The 18,839-nt window shown below is 70.0% G+C and carries 17 protein-coding genes; 7 read left to right on the top strand and 10 right to left on the bottom strand.

The window, feature by feature from the left end:
* Window positions 1–16: 16 nt before the first annotated feature.
* From gyrB to dnaA, 4 genes are all read right to left on the bottom strand, one after another.
* Window positions 17–2,467, bottom strand: coding sequence for a DNA topoisomerase (ATP-hydrolyzing) subunit B (gyrB, locus tag WCE39_RS08520; RefSeq protein WP_343276262.1), 2,451 nt, complete (start codon window positions 2,465–2,467; stop codon window positions 17–19).
* Window positions 2,468–2,820: 353 nt separating this feature from the next.
* Window positions 2,821–3,897: a DNA replication/repair protein RecF gene (gene recF / locus WCE39_RS08525; protein WP_343276263.1), complete on the bottom strand. Its 1,077-nt coding sequence runs from the start codon at window positions 3,895–3,897 to the stop codon at window positions 2,821–2,823.
* A 73-nt stretch (window positions 3,898–3,970) separates the two neighbouring features.
* Entirely contained in the window at window positions 3,971–5,071 is a 1,101-nt protein-coding gene (gene dnaN / locus WCE39_RS08530) for a DNA polymerase III subunit beta (protein WP_343276264.1), read from the bottom strand.
* 255 nt (window positions 5,072–5,326) lie between these two features.
* Window positions 5,327–6,661, bottom strand: a complete 1,335-nt coding sequence (gene dnaA, locus WCE39_RS08535) for a chromosomal replication initiator protein DnaA (protein ID WP_343276265.1) — start codon at window positions 6,659–6,661, stop codon at window positions 5,327–5,329.
* Window positions 6,662–6,882: 221 nt separating this feature from the next.
* Here dnaA and rpmH point away from each other — a divergent pair, with 221 nt between their 5' ends.
* The 5 genes from rpmH to WCE39_RS08560 all read left to right on the top strand — a co-directional run bounded on the left by rpmH (window position 6,883) and on the right by WCE39_RS08560 (window position 11,897).
* Window positions 6,883–7,023 carry a 50S ribosomal protein L34 gene (gene rpmH, locus WCE39_RS08540; RefSeq protein ID WP_343254571.1) on the top strand — a complete coding sequence of 47 codons (141 nt, stop codon included), beginning with the start codon at window positions 6,883–6,885 and terminating at the stop codon, window positions 7,021–7,023.
* 49 nt (window positions 7,024–7,072) lie between these two features.
* On the top strand, window positions 7,073–7,540 hold the full coding sequence (rnpA, locus tag WCE39_RS08545) for a ribonuclease P protein component (RefSeq protein ID WP_452299572.1): 468 nt from the start codon (window positions 7,073–7,075) through the stop codon (window positions 7,538–7,540).
* 13 nt (window positions 7,541–7,553) lie between these two features.
* Window positions 7,554–9,323: a membrane protein insertase YidC gene (yidC, locus tag WCE39_RS08550; protein ID WP_343276267.1), complete on the top strand. Its 1,770-nt coding sequence runs from the start codon at window positions 7,554–7,556 to the stop codon at window positions 9,321–9,323.
* Between the two features lie 36 nt (window positions 9,324–9,359).
* Complete coding sequence (gene mnmE / locus WCE39_RS08555; RefSeq protein WP_343276268.1) at window positions 9,360–10,739, top strand: tRNA uridine-5-carboxymethylaminomethyl(34) synthesis GTPase MnmE; 1,380 nt, start codon at window positions 9,360–9,362, stop codon at window positions 10,737–10,739.
* A 99-nt stretch (window positions 10,740–10,838) separates the two neighbouring features.
* The gene (locus WCE39_RS08560; protein WP_343276269.1) at window positions 10,839–11,897 is read left to right on the top strand and encodes a TonB family protein; all 1,059 of its coding nucleotides are present in this window, start codon (window positions 10,839–10,841) and stop codon (window positions 11,895–11,897) included.
* A gap of 129 nt (window positions 11,898–12,026) precedes the next feature.
* On the opposite strand, the gene WCE39_RS08565 is transcribed toward WCE39_RS08560, so the two are convergent.
* From WCE39_RS08565 to WCE39_RS08590, 6 genes are all read right to left on the bottom strand, one after another.
* Window positions 12,027–13,208: an ABC transporter permease gene (locus tag WCE39_RS08565; protein WP_343276270.1), complete on the bottom strand. Its 1,182-nt coding sequence runs from the start codon at window positions 13,206–13,208 to the stop codon at window positions 12,027–12,029.
* Window positions 13,205–13,951 (bottom strand): ABC transporter ATP-binding protein, encoded by a 747-nt coding sequence (locus tag WCE39_RS08570; protein ID WP_343276271.1) that lies wholly within the window; start codon window positions 13,949–13,951, stop codon window positions 13,205–13,207. The genes WCE39_RS08565 and WCE39_RS08570 overlap by 4 nt, the downstream gene beginning before the upstream one ends.
* Window position 13,952: 1 nt before the next feature.
* Window positions 13,953–15,455, bottom strand: a complete 1,503-nt coding sequence (locus tag WCE39_RS08575; RefSeq protein WP_343276272.1) for an alpha/beta hydrolase — start codon at window positions 15,453–15,455, stop codon at window positions 13,953–13,955.
* A complete protein-coding gene (locus WCE39_RS08580; RefSeq protein WP_343276273.1) occupies window positions 15,452–15,652 on the bottom strand; it encodes a helix-turn-helix transcriptional regulator in 201 nt (66 codons plus the stop codon). Before WCE39_RS08580 ends, WCE39_RS08575 begins: the two co-directional genes overlap by 4 nt.
* Window positions 15,649–16,041 (bottom strand): hypothetical protein, encoded by a 393-nt coding sequence (locus WCE39_RS08585; protein ID WP_343276274.1) that lies wholly within the window; start codon window positions 16,039–16,041, stop codon window positions 15,649–15,651. The genes WCE39_RS08580 and WCE39_RS08585 overlap by 4 nt, the downstream gene beginning before the upstream one ends.
* Before the next feature lie 87 nt (window positions 16,042–16,128).
* The gene (locus tag WCE39_RS08590; RefSeq protein WP_449284007.1) at window positions 16,129–16,890 is read right to left on the bottom strand and encodes a ferredoxin--NADP reductase; all 762 of its coding nucleotides are present in this window, start codon (window positions 16,888–16,890) and stop codon (window positions 16,129–16,131) included.
* An 84-nt stretch (window positions 16,891–16,974) separates the two neighbouring features.
* Here WCE39_RS08590 and WCE39_RS08595 point away from each other — a divergent pair, with 84 nt between their 5' ends.
* Both WCE39_RS08595 and WCE39_RS08600 read left to right on the top strand, forming a co-directional pair.
* Complete coding sequence (locus WCE39_RS08595; protein ID WP_343276275.1) at window positions 16,975–17,943, top strand: ABC transporter ATP-binding protein; 969 nt, start codon at window positions 16,975–16,977, stop codon at window positions 17,941–17,943.
* On the top strand, window positions 17,940–18,758 hold the full coding sequence (locus WCE39_RS08600; RefSeq protein ID WP_343276276.1) for an ABC transporter permease: 819 nt from the start codon (window positions 17,940–17,942) through the stop codon (window positions 18,756–18,758). The genes WCE39_RS08595 and WCE39_RS08600 overlap by 4 nt, the downstream gene beginning before the upstream one ends.
* The last annotated feature ends 81 nt before the right edge of the window (window positions 18,759–18,839 follow it).

The raw sequence follows: 18,839 nt of genomic DNA on the forward strand, positions 1-18,839 counted from the left end.
GCGTCAACCTGCCTGTTCAGACATCCAGGTTGGACACCCGCAGCGCGTTGTCCTCGATGAAGGCGCGGCGCGGTTCCACCACGTCGCCCATCAGGGTGCTGAAGATCTGGTCCGCGCCCACCGCGTCCTCGATGGTCACCTGCAGCAGGCGGCGCGTCTCCGGATTCACCGTGGTGTCCCACAGCTGCTCCGGGTTCATCTCGCCCAGGCCCTTGAAGCGCTGGATCTGGCGGCCCTTCTTCGCTTCCTCCAGCAGCCAGGCCTGGGCCTGGGCGAAGCTGGTGATGGGCTGCACACGGGTGCCGCGGATGATCTTCGCGCCCTCGCGCACCAGGCCGTGCAGCAGCGCCGCGGCGTCGCGCAGCGCCCGCAGCTCCCCGCCTTCGAAGGCCGAGAACGGAAGCACCTGCACCGCCTCCACGCCCATGTGGCGGCGGTGCACCACCATCGCGGGGCCTGCGGTCGCGCTGGCCGACTGGAACTCGAGGCTGTAGCGCGGCTTGCCGAGGCCGGATTCGTTGAGTCGCTTCTCCAGCATGTCCAGCTCGTGGCGCTCGTCGACGTTGCCGGCAAGCACTTCGGCGTCCAGCGGCGTGAAGTCGATCAGCGCGCCAAGCACGTCCGGGTCGTAGCGGTATGCGTTGCGGGTGATGGTTTCGCGCGCTGCCGCATAGGCCAGCAGCAGCGTCTCCAGCGCCGCGCCGCTGATCCCGGGCTCGCCCTCGGCGGGCACCAGGGACGCGTTCTCGACCGCGTTTCCGGCGAGGTAGGCGTCGAGCGACGCGTCATCCTTCAGGTAGATCTCGGTCTTGCCCTGCTTGATCTTGTACAGCGGCGGCAGGCCGATGTAGACGTGGCCGCGCTCGATCAGCTCCGGCATCTGGCGATAGAAGAAGGTCAGCAGCAGGGTGCGGATGTGGGCGCCGTCGACGTCGGCGTCGGTCATGATGATGATGCGGTGGTAGCGCAGTTTGTCCGGGTTGTACTCGTCCTTGCCGATCCCGGTGCCGAGCGCGGTGATCAGGGTGCCGACCTCGGCCGACGCCAGCATGCGGTCGAAGCGCGCGCGCTCGACGTTGAGGATCTTGCCGCGCAGCGGCAGCACCGCCTGGTTCTTGCGGTTGCGGCCCTGCTTGGCCGAGCCGCCGGCCGAGTCACCCTCGACGATGAACAGTTCGCTGAGCGCCGGATCCTTCTCCTGGCAGTCGGCGAGCTTGCCCGGCAGGCCCGCGATGTCCAGCGCGCCCTTGCGGCGCGTCAGGTCGCGTGCCTTGCGCGCGGCCTCGCGGGCGCGTGCGGCGTCGACGATCTTGCCGGCGATCGCGCGGGCCTCGGTCGGATTCTCCTGCAGGAACGCCTCGAGCTTGGCGCCGAAGGTGTGCTCCACCACCGGCCGCACTTCCGAGCTGACCAGCTTTTCCTTGGTCTGCGAGGAGAAGCTCGGATCGGGCACCTTCACCGACAGCACGGCGATCATGCCTTCGCGCATGTCGTCGCCGGACAGCTGCACCTTGGCCTGCTTCGCGATCCCGCTCTGCTCGATGTAGTTGGTCAGCGTGCGCGTGAGCGCCGCGCGGAAGCCGATCAGGTGGGTACCGCCGTCCTTCTGCGGGATGTTGTTGGTGAAGCAGAACATGGTCTCCTGGTAGGAGTCCGTCCACTGCAGCGCAGCCTCGACGGTGATGCCGTTCTCTTCGCCGATGACCGAGATGACCCGGGGGTGCAGCGGGGTCTTGAGCTGGGCCAGGTGCTCGACGAAGGAGGCGATGCCGCCCTCGTACTCGAACACGTCGCGGCGCGGCTCGGCGCGCTCGTCGCTGAGCGTGATCTTCACGCCCGAGTTGAGGAAGGACAGCTCGCGCAGGCGGCGCGCCAGGACCTCGTAGTGGAACTCGACGTCGCTGAAGATCTCCGTGGCGGGCTTGAAGCGCAGGGTGGTGCCGCGGCGGCCACCGGACGGCTCCACGACCTTGAGCGGGTACAGCGGCTCACCCAGGGCGTATTCCTGGCGGTGGTGCTCGCCGTCGCGCCAGATGTCGAGCCACAGGTGTTCGCTCAGCGCGTTGACCACCGACACGCCCACGCCGTGCAGACCGCCGGACACCTTGTAGCTGTTGTCGTCGAACTTGCCGCCGGCGTGCAGCACGGTGAGGATCACCTCGGCCGCCGAGACGTGCTCTTCCTTGTGGATGTCCACCGGGATGCCGCGGCCGTTGTCGGACACCGAGACCGAGCCGTCTTCGTGGATGGTCACGTTGATGTCGTCGGCGTGGCCGGCGAGCGCCTCGTCGATCGAGTTGTCGACCACCTCGAACACCATGTGGTGCAGGCCGGTGCCGTCATGCACGTCGCCGATATACATGCCCGGGCGCTTGCGGACGGCCTCGAGGCCTCGCAGGACGGTGATCTTGCTGGAGTCGTAGCCGGTGTTCGCGGTTTCGGGGGTGCTGCCGGTGTCGTCAGTCATCTGGATGCTTCTGGCCGTTGGAATCGCCCGGCAACGGCCCGCGCGGCGACGCCGGCGCACGACACATTACTTATAGGGGCCTGAGACCGCCATTATACCAGTCCGGAGGCGTTGGCAAGCGCCCTGGGTCCTTGGCGCGGTGAATGGGCGCCTGGGCCCCAGGGATGACGGGTGAGGGGATGCACAGCCCTCGTGAGCGGTATCAGTGGGGACCTGAAGGGGCTTGGGCGGCGCCATGCTGCTCCCGGAGCGCGATCGCGCCTTTGTTGCAGTGGGCAGCCGTGAGACGCCGGGCGCTCCTGGCGCCCGCGATCGGCCGACGCCGACCTGATCGTGGTGTTCCACGTGGAACATCAGCGGGACGGTTCGACGGTGCCCTGTTCCACGTGGAACACCTTCGTCGGTGCGGAAACCTCCAGCGCATCGGTCCCCGTTACAAAAGCCTGGGCCGGCGTCGACGCCAGCAGCGCCAGTACGCGCTCTCGATGGGTCGAATCCAGCTCAGACGCGAGGTCGTCCAGAGCGAACACCGGCCAATCGCCCTGCTCCGCGGCGCAGTCAGCCCCCTGCGCGAACAGGCAGGAGAGCGCAGCCAGCTTTGCCTGCCCCCTCGAAAGGGCCTCTCCGCCCTCCTTGTTCGACAGCCGAAGCTTCCAGTCCGCCCGGTGTGGGCCGACGCTGGTATGGCCCAGCATCCGGTCACGGTCACGAGACACCGCCAGTGCGTCGAGAAGGGGCAGGCTGGAACGACGCCATCCCGGTTCGAATTCCAGCGACATCGCGCCCAGCGAGGGCGCCAGCTCCAGCGCCACGGGCGCCAGGCGTTCCTGCAGCCGCTCCAGGTACAGGAGCCGCCGGCGGGTCAGGTCTTCGCCGGCCGTCGCCAGTTCCAGGTCCCAGACCGAGATCTGCGCGACCCCGGCGGCCGACTTCAGCAATGCATTGCGCTGCTTCAGGGCTCTTGAATAGCGGCGCCACAGCGGGAGAAAGCCCTGTTCCACGTGGAACAGGCCCCAATCGACGAAACGCCGGCGCGGCTCACCCCCGCCCGACACCAGCGCGTGGCTGCCCGGCTCAAATGTCACCACCATGAACGCCGCGCACAGCTCACCCAGGTGGCTGACCGCCTGTCCATCAAGGCGCGCCTCCCAGCTCCCTCCGGAATGGCGCAGGCCTGCGCGCCGGTCGCTTTCCTTGCCGGGCACACGCCACTCCGCGAACACCTCCAGTGCGTCCTGTCCAGTGCGGACCAGGCCATCGCGGACCCGGCCGCGAAAGCTCCGGCCATAGGCGAGCAGGTGCAGGCCTTCCAGCACGCTGGTCTTGCCGGCCCCGTTCGGCCCGATCAGCACGTTCAACCCGGGCGCCGGGCGCAGGGAAACATCTGCCAGGTTGCGCAGGTTGCGCAGGTCGAGCCGGGTCAGCTCCACGCACGCGGCTCCGGAAAAGCAGAACGCCCGGTCAATGCCGGGCGTTCCTGTTCCACGTGGAACTTCGCAGGCTTCACAGCCTCAGCGGCATCACGACATGGCGCGAACGCTCGTTGGCCGCCTCCCGTACCAGGGCGGAAGAGTTGGCGTCACGCAACGCCAGGATGACCGTTTCGTCGCGCAGTGCGCTCAGCGCGTCAAGCAGGTAGTTCACGTTGAACCCCACCGCCAGGCCATCAACCGAGGTATCCGCCTCGATTTCTTCCTGGGCTTCTTCCTGCTCTGGGTTATGGGCATTGATCCTGAGCTGGCCGGGCGACACCTCGATGCGCACGCCGCGGTATTTCTCATTCGACAGGATCGCCGCACGCTGCAGCGCCGCACGCAGCACTTCGCGGTCGACCTTGACCTCGCGGTCTGCGCCGATCGGGATCACCGCCTCGTAGTCCGGGAAGCGGCCATCGATCAGCTTGCTGGTGAAGGTCACATCGTCGCGCTTCACGCGGATGTGGTTGCGGCCCATTTCCAGCTCGAGCACGCGGTCGCCACCCTCGAGCAGGCGCTGTAGCTCGGTCACGCCCTTGCGCGGCACGATGATCTGTCGCTTGGCCTGTGCACCGGCCTCGAGCGCGGCCTCGCACAGCGCAAGGCGGTGGCCGTCGGTGGCCACGCAGCGCAGGCGGTGGTCGCCGAGGTCGAACAGCAGGCCGTTGAGGTAATACCGCACGTCCTGCTGCGCCATGGCGAAGGCGGTGCGCTCGATCAGCTCCTTCAGCGCAGCCTCCGGGACCTCGACGCGCTCGGTGGCCTCGACCTCGTCGATCGACGGGAAGTCGTTCGCCGGAAGGCTGGCCAGCGTGAAGCGGCTGCGCCCAGCCTGCACTGTGATCTTGTCACCGGCCTGGCTGACGGTCACCTTGCTGCCGTCGGGCAGGGCCCGGACGATGTCGAACAGCTTGCGCGCCGGGATCGTGACCTCACCGTCCTGGGCGTCGTCGACCGCGCAGCGCGCGATCATCTCGACTTCCAGGTCGGTGCCCGTGAGCGACAGCTGACCGTCCTGCACCAGCGCCAGCAGGTTGGCCAGGACCGGCAGGGTCTGCCGGCGTTCAACCACGTTGACGACCTGTGCCAACGGCTTCAGGAAGGCTTCTCGCTGCAGACTGAAACGCATGCCGGTGATGTCCCCTTGCCCTGGCTCTTGAATGGGATAAATACTTGAATGCGGTGGAGGTGGTGTCCGGAAAAACGGTTGAAAACTCACCTAAACCACTGAATTAAAACAACTTTTTGAGGCTACAACCCCGTTGACAATGTCGTCTGTCACGGTTGGACAAGCTGTGGACAGTTTTCGACCCGCTGCCTGGCGCCGGACTTGTCCACAGTTTGTCCCCTTCGCATCCACCGGGCCCGGGAGCCTTGCGGATGGTCACTCATTGAGCTTGCGGATGAGCTTGTCCCAGTCCTCGCGAAGCTTGCCATCGGTCTGCGACAGGGTGCGGATCTGGCGACAGGCGTGCAGGACCGTGGTGTGGTCCCGTCCGGAAAACGCATCCCCGATCTCGGGCAGGCTGTGCTCGGTCAGTTCCTTGGCCAGCGCCATCGCCATCTGGCGGGGGCGGGCCAGCGAACGCGTCCGCTTCTTGCCCAGCATGTCCTTGATCTGGAGACCATAGTAGTCTGCCACGGTCTTCTGGATATTGGGGATGCTGATCGCCGCCTGCTGCGCGCGCAGCAGGTCGCGCAGGGTTTCCATCGCGAAGTCGATGGTGATCGCGCGCCCGGTGAAGTTGGCCTGGGCCGACAGCGTGTTCAGGGCGCCCTCGAGGTCGCGCACGTTGGAGGGCATCTTCTTGGCGAGCAGGAAGGCCACGTCCTCCGGGACGTGGGTGCCGCGCTCGCGCGCCTTGGCCAGGACGATCGCCGCCCGGGTCTCGAAGTCGGGCGGATCGATGGCCACCGGCAGGCCCCAGGCCAGGCGCGACTTCAGCCGCGGTTCCAGGCCCTCCACTTCGCGCGGGAAGCGGTCGCAGGTCATGATGATCTGCTGCCGGCCCTCGAACAGTGCGTTGAAGGTGTGGAAGAACTCTTCCTGCGTGCGGTCCTTGCCGGCGAAGAACTGGATGTCATCGATCAGCAGCGCGTCGAGCGTCTGGAACTGGCGCTTGAACTGGTCGGCGGTGCGCTCCTGCAGCGCGCGGAAGAAGGCGCTGTAGAAGTCGTTTGAGCGCATGTACAGCACGCGCGCGCCGGGGTTGTTGCGGCGCATCTCGTTGCCCGCGGCGAACATCAGGTGGGTCTTGCCCAGGCCCGTGCCTCCGTAGAGCAGCAACGGGTTGTGTTCGCGCTCGCCGGGCTTCTGCGCCGCCTGCCAGGCCGCCGCGCGGCCCAGCTGGTTGCTGCGGCCCTCGACGAAATTCTCGAAGGTGTAGTGGCTGTCCAGGTTGCCATGGAACGCGGCGGCGCCGGCAGCCGCGCTGGCGGCGGTCGCCGCGGCCGTGGCCGGGGCACGCTGGGGCTCGGCGGCGCGGGGCAGGGAGCCGATCTCGAGCGAGACCGTGCCGCCGTCGCCGAAGGCGCCCAGGAGCTCCCGGATCCGCGGCATGTAGCGCTCGTGCACGGCGTCGCGGACGAAGGCGTTGGGCGCGTACAGCACCGTGGCATCGTCGCGGCGCGCGGCCTGCAGCGGCCGCAGCCAGGTATGTACGTCCTCGGCCGGGAGTTCGGCTTCCAGGCGTTCGAGACAGCGGGGCCAAGCATCCATCGTTCTGGTTCGACTACCGACAGCGGGACCTGCCGCGCGGCGTGGCGGACCACGAGCGGCGGTGAGGTGGAAGGGGGCAGCCAGCCTACCACCGCGCGCCCTGCCCGCGTGCCGCCGCGACGTGTCTCCCGCGGCCCGCTGCCGGGCGCGATTTGACCCGGGGCGGCGACGCATCCTAGAATCTCCGGTTCTTTCCGTCGCGTCCCACCCGAGCAACCGCCATGTCCACCAAGCGCACCTACCAGCCCAGCAACCTCAAGCGCAAGCGCGACCACGGCTTCCGTGCCCGCATGGCGACCGCCGACGGCCGCAAGATCCTGGCCCGCCGCCGCGCCAAGGGCCGCAAGCGCCTCACCGCCTGATGACGCCGGGCGGCGCCAACGCCTGCCGCCCGCTGCGTTCCGCCACGCCATGAACCGCCGCTTGCCCCGCCAAGCGCGCGTTCGCGTGCGCGCGGAGTTCGACCGCGTGTTCGGCGAAGGCCGCCGCACCGGTACCCCGATCCTCGCCCTGCACCTGCACCACGACGGCCAGCCGGCGCGCCTGGGCCTGGCGGTGTCGCGCAAGGTCGACCGCCGCGCCGTCGGCCGCAACCGGATCAAGCGCGCCCTGCGCGAAGAGTTCCGTGCGCTCCGCGCCACGCTGCCGGACGCCGCCTTCGTGATTGTCGCGCGTCCCGCCGCCGCCAGCGCCTCGCGAACGGTCCTTCGCGCTGCGTTCCACGACGCCCTGCGCCGCGCCGGCGCGTTGCCCGCACCGGGACCGGACGGCACAATGCCCGCGGCGGCCGAGCAGGCCTCCGCGCCCGCCGCGACACCCGCAGCTCCCGCGATGACCGCGATCCTTCCCGACCCGACGCCGCGTCCCGCCGGCGAATGAGCCCTCCTGCCCCATGAACCAGACCCGCACCTTCCTGATCTTCGCCCTGCTGATGGTGGCGACCCTGCTGTGGATGGAATGGGGCAAGGAGCAGCGCGCGCCCGTCGCCGCGGATGTCGCCGCCACCACGTCCACATCGGTCGATCCCGCCGCCACGGTTCCCGGTGCGCCGGCGGCCGGCGTGGCGTCCGACGTCGTGCCGGGCGCCGTGCCCGCGGCGCCGCAGGCCGCGGCCGTACCGGGCGTGTCGGCCACGCCCGTGCCGACCGGCGCCGGCCAGGTCCATGTCCGAACCGATGTCCTCGACCTCGCCCTGCAGGGCGGGGTGGTCGCCCGCGCCGACCTGCTGCAGTTCCCGCAGACGCGCGACGACGACAGCCCGCCCGTGCGCCTGTTCGACAACAGCCCCGCGACCTTCTACGCCGCGCAGAGCGGCTGGGTCAGCCAGGGCAGCGCCGCGCCCACGCACGAGGCCGGCTTCGTGCCGGAGTCGCCCGACACCGACTACGTGCTCGCCGCGGACGCCGACACCCTCGAAGTACCCTTCGTCTGGCACGGCCCGGACGGCGTCAGCATCCGCCGCAGCTATGTCCTGACCCGCGGCAGCTATGCCATCGAAGTGCGCGACACGGTCTACAACAAGGGCGATGCGCTCTGGCAGGGCCATGTGTACCGCCAGCTGATCCGCCTGCCGCAGGTGCTCAAGACCGGCTGGACCAACCCCGAGTCCTTCAGCCTCTACGGCGCCACCTGGTTCAGCCCCGGCGAGGGCTACCAGCGCGTGCGCTACGCCGACTTCGCCGACGAGGGCCCCGTCAACGCACAGCAGTCCGGCGGCTGGCTGGCCATGCTCCAGCACCACTTCTTCAGCGCCTGGATTCCGGGCGCGACCGACCAGGTCACCGTCTCCCTGCAGTCCACCACCGGTGCCGGCGGCCTGCCGCAGTACCTGATCCGCGAGGTCGGCCCGGGCCTGGCCGTCGCGCCGGGCGACCAGGCCAGCACCAGCGCGCGCCTGTGGGTGGGCCCGAAGCTGGTCGGCCCGATCAAGGCCCAGCAGGTGCCGGGCCTCGACCGCGCGGTCGACTACAGCCGCTTCGCCTTCTTCGCCTTCCTCGGCGAGGGCCTGTTCTGGATCCTCAACAAGATCCACAGCCTGGTGCAGAACTGGGGCTGGGCGATCATCGGCCTGGTGCTGGTGGTGAAGGCCGTGCTGTACCCGCTGTCCAAGGCGCAGTACCAGTCGATGGCGAAGATGCGCAAGTTCCAGCCGCGCATCGCCCAGCTCAAGGAGCGCTACGGCGACGACAAGCAGAAGTTCCAGGTCGCCATGATGGAGCTGTACAAGAAGGAGAAGATCAATCCAGTCGGCGGCTGCCTGCCGGTGCTGCTGCAGATGCCGATCTGGCTGGCCCTGTACTGGGTGCTGCTGGAGTCGGTGGAGCTGCGCCATGCGCCGTGGATCGGCTGGATCCAGGACCTCACCGCGCGCGACCCGTGGTTCATCCTTCCGGTGCTCAACATCATCGTGATGTGGTCGACGCAGAAGCTGACGCCGATGGTCGGCATGGACCCGATGCAGCAGAAGATGATGCAGCTGATGCCGCTGGCGTTCGGCGTGTTCATGGTCTTCTTCCCCTCGGGCCTGGTCCTGTACTGGGTGACCAACGGCTCGCTGGGCCTGCTGCAGCAGTGGTGGCTGATCCGCAAGTACGCGGACAAGCCCGGCCCGGGCAAGCCCGACGCCGGCGACAAGCCCGCAAAAGCGATCGCGGCCGACTGACGGCGCGGGGCGGCACAGGCCGCCCGGCGTGCAGGGATGACCCTGGTCGTGACCGACACCATTGTCGCCGTTGCCACCGCCGCCGGCAGCGGTGGCGTCGGCATCGTGCGGCTGTCGGGGCCGGCTGCAGCGGAGATCGCGCGCGCGGTGTGCGACGGCCGCGCCCCCGGGCCCAGGCATGCGCAGTACGCCCGCTTCGTCGACGCCGCGGGCGACACCATCGATGACGGCATCGTGCTGCTGTTCGCCGCCCCCGCCAGTTACACCGGTGAAGACGTGGCGGAACTGCAGGGCCACGGCAATCCCGTGCTGCTGCAGGCCCTGGTGGCACGCTGCTGCGCGCTGGGTGCGCGCATGGCGCGGCCGGGCGAGTTCACCGAGCGTGCATTCCTCAATGGCCGGCTGGACCTGGCCCAGGCCGAGGCGGTGGCCGACCTGGTCGCCGCCGGCGACCTGACCGCGGCGCGTGCCGCGCGGCGCTCGCTGGACGGCGAGTTCTCGCGCCGGGTCACCGCCCTCGGCGAGGCGCTGCTGGCGATCCGCGTCCATGTCGAGGCGGCGATCGACTTCGTGGACGAGCCGCTGGACACCTTGGGCGGCAGCGCGCTGGCCGCGAACCTTGCCGCGGCGCAGCGGGACCTGGCCGCGCTCCTGGCCGCCGCCGAACGCGGCCGGCGCCTGCGCGACGGCCTGCATGCGGTGATCGTGGGGCCGCCCAACGCCGGCAAGAGCTCGCTGCTCAACGCGCTGGCCGGCAGCGAGCGCGCCATCGTCACCGACGTCGCCGGCACCACCCGCGACCTGCTGCGCGAAACCCTGCACGTGGACGGCGCCGAGCTGACCCTGGTCGACACCGCGGGCCTGCGCGCCGGTGGCGACGCGATCGAGCGCGAAGGCATGCGCCGCGCCCGCGGCGAGCTGGGCCGGGCCGGGCTCGCGATCGCGGTGGTGGACGCGCGCGACCCGGCCGCCGGCCGGGCCGCGATCGCCGCCGACCTTGCCGGCGTCCCCCGCGTGCTGTGGCTGTACAACAAGAGCGACCTGCTGCCGCCAGGCGCGCCGCCGCCGCCCGCCGGCGCGCTGGCGGTGTCCGCGACGACGGGCGAGGGCATGGAGGCGCTGCACCTGCGCCTGCGCCAGCTGGTGACCGGCCAGCCGGACGCGGGCGGCGCGCCCGCATTCGCGGATTCGGCCGCGGGCGAGGGCGAATTCACCGCGCGCGCGCGCCACGTCCAGGCCCTGGGCCGCGCCACTGCGCACCTGGACGAGGCCGCGCGGGCGCTGGCCGCCGAAGCCCTGGACCTGGCCGCCGAATCGCTGCGTGCCGCGCACCGCGCGCTGGGCGACATCACGGGGCAGGTCGGGGCTGACGAACTGCTGGGCCACATCTTTTCGCGCTTCTGCATCGGCAAGTAGCGCGTGGGCGCCTCGACGGCCCGGGTGTTGACAAACCGGCCCGCGTGTCGCGTCCTAGGCATACGTGCGCATCCGCACAACCAGGGGGAGTACAAACCGATGTCCGTGAACAACCATGCCTTCGCGCGGGGGAGCCTGCCTCGGCTGGCCCTTGCCGCGGCGCTCGTCTTCGCCATCGCCGCGTGCGGCAAGGACGAGGGCACCGTGCCCGCGGCCGATGCCGCCGGCGCCGGCGCAGCCACCAGTCCCGCCGCGGGCCAGGCCGGCAACGGCGCGGCCGACGCCGCCGAGCAGGTCGCCGCCCAGGCCAGTGCACTGGCCGAGCTCGGCGCCGATGAACTTCGCGAGCGCGGGCGCACCGCCTATGCCGAAAGCCGCCTCTATGCGCCAGGCGGCGACAACGCGCTGGAGTACTACCTGGCGCTGCGCGAGAAGTCCCCGGGCGACGCCGCCGTCGCCAGCGCGCTGACCGACCTCATGCCGATGCTGGTGATCGCCACCGAGCAGGCCCGCGACCGCGAGGACTTCGAAGAGGCCCGCCGCCTGGCGGCCCTGGTCGAGCGCGCCGATGCCGACCATCCGTCCCTGGCGCGGCTCCAGTCCACGATCGCGACCGCCGAAGAGGGCGTCGAGCGGCGCATTGCCCAGCAGGCGCTGAGCGCCGAGCAGGAAGCCGAGCGCCAGCGCCAGCTTGCCGTGGACCGCGAGCGCGCCCAGGCCGATGAACAGCGGCAGGCCAGCGAACAGCTGGCACAGCAGCAGCGCGCCGAGAGCGAAGCGGCAGCGCGGGCCGCCGAGGCCGAACGCGTGGCGGCGGAGCAGCGCGCCACCGAACAGCGCGCAGCCGAGCAGCGCCAGGCCCGGCAGGCCGCCGCCGCAACGACGCCGGCAGCGGCCGCCGCGCCGACGCTGCGGCCGCTGAGCACGCCCGCGCCGCGCTACCCGTCCGAAGCGCTGCGCGCGGCGCAGGGTGGCGAGGTCCAGGTGGAGTTCACCGTGGCGGCCGACGGCAGCGTCAGCGACGCGCGCGTGGTCCGCGCCGACCCGCCGCGCGTCTTCGACCGCGAAGCCGTGGCCGCGGTCCGCCGCTGGCGCTTCGAGCCGGTCTCGGAGCCGGTCACCACCCGGCGCACGATCGCGTTCAATCCAGGCGGCTGAGCCACCGCGGTACCGGGGCGGCTTTCCTGTCGCCCCACGGACAGACGCCCGGCCAATGGCCGGGCGTTTCTGTGTCCACGTCCCTGCGCCGCACGCCCGCGATCGTTTGCGACCGCGGGCGTACAGGCCTCAGGCCGAGATCGCCAGCTTCTCGCGGTGGTACAGGCGGACGGCCATCAGCCACAGCACCAGGGCCAGGCCGAGGCTGGCGCCGAAGTAGACCAGCCACTGCATCGGCGCGATCCATTCGCTGCGCACCAGCTTGAGCACCATCTGGTTCTGCGCCAGGAAGGGCACCGCGAACTGCCACAGCTGCTCCTTCACCGGGCTGACCATCAGCACCACGGTGGGGATGATCGGCAACAGCATGAGCACGCTCATGTAGCTCTGCGCTTCCTTCACCGACTTCACACTGGCCGAGATCAGGGTCAGCAACGTGCAGCCGATCAGCACGATCGGCACCAGCACCGCCAGCAGCAACACCAGCATCTGCGGCGTCAGCGCGACCATCTGCAGCGCCTTCGGCGCCAGCGCCAGGCTGATCGCAAGCGCGACCAGGATCAGCAGCTGGCTGAGCATGCCCAGCGCGCAGGCGGCGAGGATCTTTCCGCTCATCAGCGCGCTGCGCGAGCTGGGCGTGGCCAGCAGCGGCTCCAGCGACTGCCGCTCGCGCTCGCCGGCGGTGACGTCGATCACCATGTAGGCACCGCCCACGAAGGCGCTGAAGATCAGCAGGTAGGGAAGGAAGGCGAGCAGCATGCCGCGCCGCGATTCCGGGGTGGCCACGTCGCGCTGCGCCACCATCACCGCGATCGTGGCTTCCGGACTGATCCCGCGGCTGACCATGCGCAGCGAACCGACCTGGTTGCCGTACTGCGCCAGCGCCTCGCGCACCCGCGCCACCGGGATCCGCGAATCCTGGCGCGAGGAGTCGTAGAGGATCTCCACCGTCGCCATGCGGCTCTCGCGCCAGCGCTCGGGGAACGCCTCGGGGATGCGCAGCACCACGTCGTGGTCCTGGTTGCGCAGCGCGAGCTCGGCGTCGTCGGGCGGGTCGATGGCATTGATGTCGCGCGTGCCCAGGTGGCGCACCAGGTTGGGCGCGTGCGCGGCGCCGATCACCGGCAGGTCCAGCACCGATTCCAGCTGGGTGCGCGCGCGCTTCTCGGCCATCGAGCCCATGCCCAGGATCAGCATCGGGAACAGCAGCGGGCCCATCAGCAGGCCCAGCATGACCGTGCGCCGGTCGCGGAACAGGTCCAGCAGCTCCTTGCGGGCGACGGTCAGCACCGTGTTGTTGAACAGGCTCATGCGGACAGGCCCTCCTCGGTGCCGATCAGTGTGACGAAGGCGTCCTCGAGGTTGTCCTCGCCCGACTGCGCGCGCAGCTCGTCGGGCGTGCCGTTGGCGCGCACTTCGCCCTGGGCGATGATCACGATGCGATCGCAGAGTGCGGCGACCTCCTGCATGATGTGGCTGCTGAAGATCACGCAGTGGCCCTGCGCCCGCAGCTCCTGCAGGAAGGCGCGCAGGCCGCGGGTGGTCATCACGTCCAGGCCGTTGGTGGGCTCGTCCAGGATCACGTTGCGCGGCGAGTGCACCAGCGCGCGCGCGATCGCGGTCTTGGTGCGCTGGCCCTGCGAGAAGCCCTCGGTGCGGCGGTCGAGGAAGTCCTCCATGCCCAGCCTGCCGGCAAGCTCGTCGATGCGCACGGCGATGGTGGCGTCGTCCAGGCCGTACAGGCGGCCGAAGTAGACGATGTTCTCGCGCGCGGTCAGGCGCTTGTAGACGCCGCGCGCGTCCGGCAGCACGCCCAGGCTGCGGCGCACCGCGGTGGCGTCGCGCTGCGCGTCCAGGCCATCCACGCGCACCGTGCCGCGCTCGGGCGACATCAGGGTATAGAGCATGCGCAGGGTGGTGGTCTTGCCGGCGCCGTTGGGGCCGAGCAGGCCGGTGATCTCGCCGTCGCGGGCCTCGAAGCTGACGCCGCGCACCGCGTGCACGGGGCCGGACTTGGCCTTGAAGGTCTTGTGCAGGTCGTGGACTTCGATCATCTCAGGGCTCCCATCCGTAATAGCCGGCGAAGGGCGGCGCCGGGGCCAGGCGATCGAGGCAGCCGGCATCGATGCCGGCGGCGTCGGCGCGCTCGATGAACTGCGCGACCAGCTTCGGCATGCAGCCGATGGCGATCACGTTGTGGCCCTGGCCGGGCGCGACCAGGTGGCGCGCGTTCGCCAGGTGCGCGACCACCTCGTCGCCGTAGCGAGGCGGGGTGACCGGGTCGAACTCGCCGCTGACCGCGAGCAGCGGGACGTCGCCGGTGAGCGGCTCGCGGAAGCCCTCCGCGCGCGGCGCGGTCGGCCAGGCCGCGCACTGCGCCTGCAGCAGCGACACCATTTCATTGCCGAGCACGCTGCCGGCGTCGTCCGGATCGACCGACATCTCGCCGACATCCTCGGTGCAGATCACCGACAGCTGCATGCCGTGGGCCATCGCATCGCCCAGCGACGCGCCCAGCATCCGCGACTGCGCCAGCAGCGGCGCGTAGCGGCCCTGCGAGGCGTCGTGGAGCAGCAGCGGCAGGGTCGCGGCGGCGGCGGGCTGGTAGGAGAACATCCGCAGGAGTGCCGCCAGGTGGCCGAATCCCGGGGTTTCCTCGAGCCACTCGCCGCTCACCGGGTCGCGGTAGTCCACTGGCGCAAGATCGCCCGCCTCCAGCGCCGCGCGGACCACGGGCAGCAGCGCCGACGGGTCGCCCAGGTTGCCGACGCAGGCGGGTTCGGCGCGGCAGCGTTCGAACTGCGTGGCGAGCGCCTGCTCCAGGTTCCGCGCGTGTTCCTGGCCCAGCACCATGCTGTTGGGCGCCACGCCGTCGAGCAGCACCGTGCGCGTCGCGGCCGGGTAAGCCCTGGCGTACTGCTGGGCAACGCGCGTGCCGTAGGAGATGCCGACCAGGTTGAATTGCGGCACGCCCAGGGCTTCGCGCACGGCCTCCAGGTCGCGCACGTGGTCCATGGTCGCGTAGCGGCGCAGGTCGTGGCTCGGCGCCAGCGCGTCGCGGCAGCGCTCGGCGAAGGCGCGCATGGCGGCCTGCGACGTGTCCTGTTCCGGGCCGAATGCGTTCTGGCCCTCCTCGCCCTTGCAGTGCAGCGGCGCCGAGCCGCCGGTACCGCGGGCGTCGACCAGGACCACGTTGCGGCTGCGGCGCACGTCGTCGAAGGCCGCGGCCGCCTGCGGAAACGACTCCAGCGCCGACTGCCCCGGGCCACCGGCGATCATCAGCACCGGATCCGGCTCGGCCTGGCCGGTGGCCGGCAGGAAGGCGATCGCGAGTTCGATCCGGCGGCCGTCGGTCGCGTCGTGGTCCTCGGGCACCGCGAAGGTCGCGCACTGCGCCTCGACGGCCTTGGCGCCGACCGCGCTCAGCGAGCAGGACTCGAATTCGATCGCGCCCTGCCGCATCCGGCCGTCGGCCAATGCGCCGTCGGGTTGTGCCGTGCAGCCGGCCGCGAGCGCGACGGCCAGCAGCGCGGCGATAGGGGTTCCACGTGTGCTCATGCGGGATCCTCGGGGTGGAAGATGGATTCAATGGGTGACGCGAACAGGCGCGCGATGCGGAACGCCAGCGGCAGGCTCGGATCGTACTTGCCGGTCTCGATCGCGTTCACCGTCTGCCTCGACACATCCAGACGTTCGCCAAGCTGCGCCTGTGACCAGCCGCGTGCCTCGCGAAGTTCGCGGACGCGGCTCTTCACCGGTAACGGCGCGTGGTGATGCAGGCGAACACGCCATGCAGGAAGGAATAGGCGGGTAGGACCAGGATCAGCGCCAGGCCCGCGTTGACGTGCAGCACCCCGGCCAGCGCCAGCAGGCCGAGCGCGAAGCTGCCCAGGGTCAGCACCAGCGATGCCTGGGCGAAGGACTCGAGCTGGATCCTGCGCTGCATCTCGTCGCTGTCGCGCACGAAGCGCAGCACGGCGCGCGCCGCGAATGCGGTGGGGATCGCCGGCAGCAGCGCCACGAGGGCACGTCCCCAGGTCGCATCAACCGCGCGCAGGACGTACATCGACATGAACAGCACGACCACGTAGGCCGTCATGGCCGTCAGGAACTCGCGGCGGTAACGTCGTTCGATGGATGGCATGGCGGCGGTGTCCCGTGTCAAGTTTGCTTGACACGGAGAATGCAGCGGCGGGATCCGCGTGTCAAGCAGACTTGACACCACGCCGGACTATTTGCTGCTGACGTATTTCTCGCGGCGGATCCGGGGCACCGGCAGGCCGTGTTCCTTGAGCGCCTGGAAGCAGGCATCGACCATGTCCGGGTTGCCGCACAGGTAGGCGATGTCGCCTTCGGCCTGCGGCGCGAACTCGGCCAGGAACTGCTGCACGTAGCCGTGGCGCACGTCGGGATGGTCCTGCGCGCTGCCGGGTGCGGGCAGCTCGCGCGAGAAGCAGGGCACGAAGCGGAAGCCGGGATGGGCATCGGCGAAGGCGCGGAACTCGTCGCCGTAGAGCAGCTCGTCGGGCGTGCGGGCGCCGAACAGCAGCACCACCTCGATCCCGCGCGTGGCCATCGCCTGCTCAAGCAGCGGCAGCATCGCCCGGTACGGAGTGACGCCGGTGCCGGTGCCGACCAGCAGGTAGCGGCGGTTGTCGTCGGCCGGCTGCAGGCAGAAGCGCCCGAAGGGCCCGCTGGCCTGCACCGTGCCGCCGATCTCCAGGGTCTCGAACAGCGAGGTCGCGGCGCCGCCGGGAACGTAGCTGACGGCGATTTCGACGCTTTCGCCCGGGCCCATCGCGTGGTCGTGGATGGTGGCCAGCGAGTAGCTGCGCTTGGTGGCGGTGCCATCGCCGTAGTTGAAATGCACCTGCAGGAACTGCCCGGGGATGTAGTCCAGCGGCTGGCCGTCGTCGCGGGTGAACACCAGGTGGGCCACGGTGGGCGCCAGCATGCGGCGGGAAACGAGCTTGAGCGGGAACTGTGCGGGCACTTGGGATGGACCGTTTCCGGGCCGGGACCCGCAGGGCACCTATAATACCGCCCCCCTGCATGCACCCGCGGCCAAGGAGTCACGATGCGTCACGCCGCCCCGCCCGCCGCCCTGTCGGTGCGCGACCTGCGCAAGACCTATGACAACCGCGTCGAAGCCCTGAAGGGGGTTTCGCTCGACGTCGCGCCCGGCGACTTCTACGCCCTGCTCGGCCCCAACGGCGCCGGCAAGTCGACCCTGATCGGCATCATCTCGTCGCTGGTCAACAAGACCTCGGGCGAGGTGCGCGTGTTCGGCGTCGACCAGCAGGCCGAGCGCGCGCGCGCGATGCGCCTGGTCGGGCTGGTGCCGCAGGAACTCAACTTCAACATGTTCGAGCAGCCGCTCGACATCCTGGTCAACTACGCCGGCTTCTATGGCGTGCCGCGCCGCGAGGCGCTGGCGCGCGCGAAGGTCGAGCTCGATCGCGCGCACCTTTCGCCCAAGGCGCAGATGATGGCGCGCACGCTGTCGGGCGGCATGAAGCGGCGGCTGATGATCGCGCGCGCGATGATGACCTCGCCGCGGCTTTTGATCCTTGACGAGCCCACCGCCGGCGTCGACATCGAGATCCGCCGCGGCATGTGGCAGTCGCTGCGCGAGATCAACGCCAGCGGCACCACCATCATCCTCACCACGCACTACCTGGAGGAAGCGGAGAACCTGTGCCGCAACCTCGCGATCATCGACCACGGCCGCATCGTCGAATCGGGCCCGATGCGCACCCTGCTGTCAAAGCTCGACGTAGAAGGCTTCCTGCTCGACGTCGAGGACGCTCTGCCGCCGGAGCTGCCGGAGATCCCCGGCGCCGAGGTGCGCGCGGCCGATGCGCATACGCTGGACGTCGACATGCCGCGCTCCATGGACCTCAACCGCGTGTTCTCCGCGCTCGACGCCGCCGGCATCCGGGTGCGCTCGATGCGCAACAAATCCAACCGCCTCGAGGAGCTGTTCGTGCGCATGACCGGGGACCCGGGCCAGACGCCCGCCACAGGCTCGGGGGTCGCGGCATGAGCACGACGCCCGTGCACCACGCCGACGCCCCGCCCGCGCCGGCCGGCCTGCGCGCCGACCTGGTCGCGCTCGGCACCATCGCCCGCCGCGAGGTGATGCGCATCCTGCGCATCTGGAGCCAGACCCTGGTGCCACCGGCAATCACCATGACGCTGTACTTCCTGATCTTCGGCGGCCTCATCGGCAGTCGCATCGGGACCATGGACGGCATCAGCTACATGGACTTCATCGTCCCGGGCCTGGTGATGATGAGCGTGATCCAGAACAGCTACGGCAACATCTCGTCGTCGTTCTTCGGCGCCAAGTTCGGCCGCCACGTCGAGGAGCTGCTGGTCAGCCCGATGCCGCCGTGGGTCATTCTCGGCGGCTACGTCGCAGGCGCGGTGCTGCGCGGGCTGATGGTGGGCGTGATCGTGCTCTGCATCGCGATGCTGTTCACGACCGTGCGCATCCCGCACCCGTGGGTGACGCTGTCGACGGTGCTGCTGGGCGCGACCATCTTCGCGCTGGCCGGCTTCGTCAACGCGGTGTTCGCGAAGAAGTTCGACGACGTCGCGATCGTCCCGATCTTCATCCTCACCCCGCTGACCTATCTCGGCGGCGTGTTCTATTCGATCCAGTTGTTGCCCGAGTGGGCGCGCGCGGCGACCTACGCCAACCCGATCTTCTACATGGTCAACGCTTTCCGCTACGGCCTGCTCGGGCAGGGCGACGTCCCGCTGTGGGTGGCGTATGCGCTGATGCTGGTCTTCGTGGTGGTGTTGGGCGCGCTGGGGCTCTGGCTGCTGAAGCGCGGCGTCGGGCTGCGCAGCTGACCATCCCCGCGGCAAGGCCGCGACGCGTTTCGTGCCGTAATCATCCTGTTGTAACCTCGCGCGTTCCGCCCTGACTGGAGC

The organism is Luteimonas yanweni (genome assembly GCF_039548475.1).
In the GTDB taxonomy this organism is placed as follows: Bacteria; Pseudomonadota; Gammaproteobacteria; order Xanthomonadales; family Xanthomonadaceae; genus Luteimonas.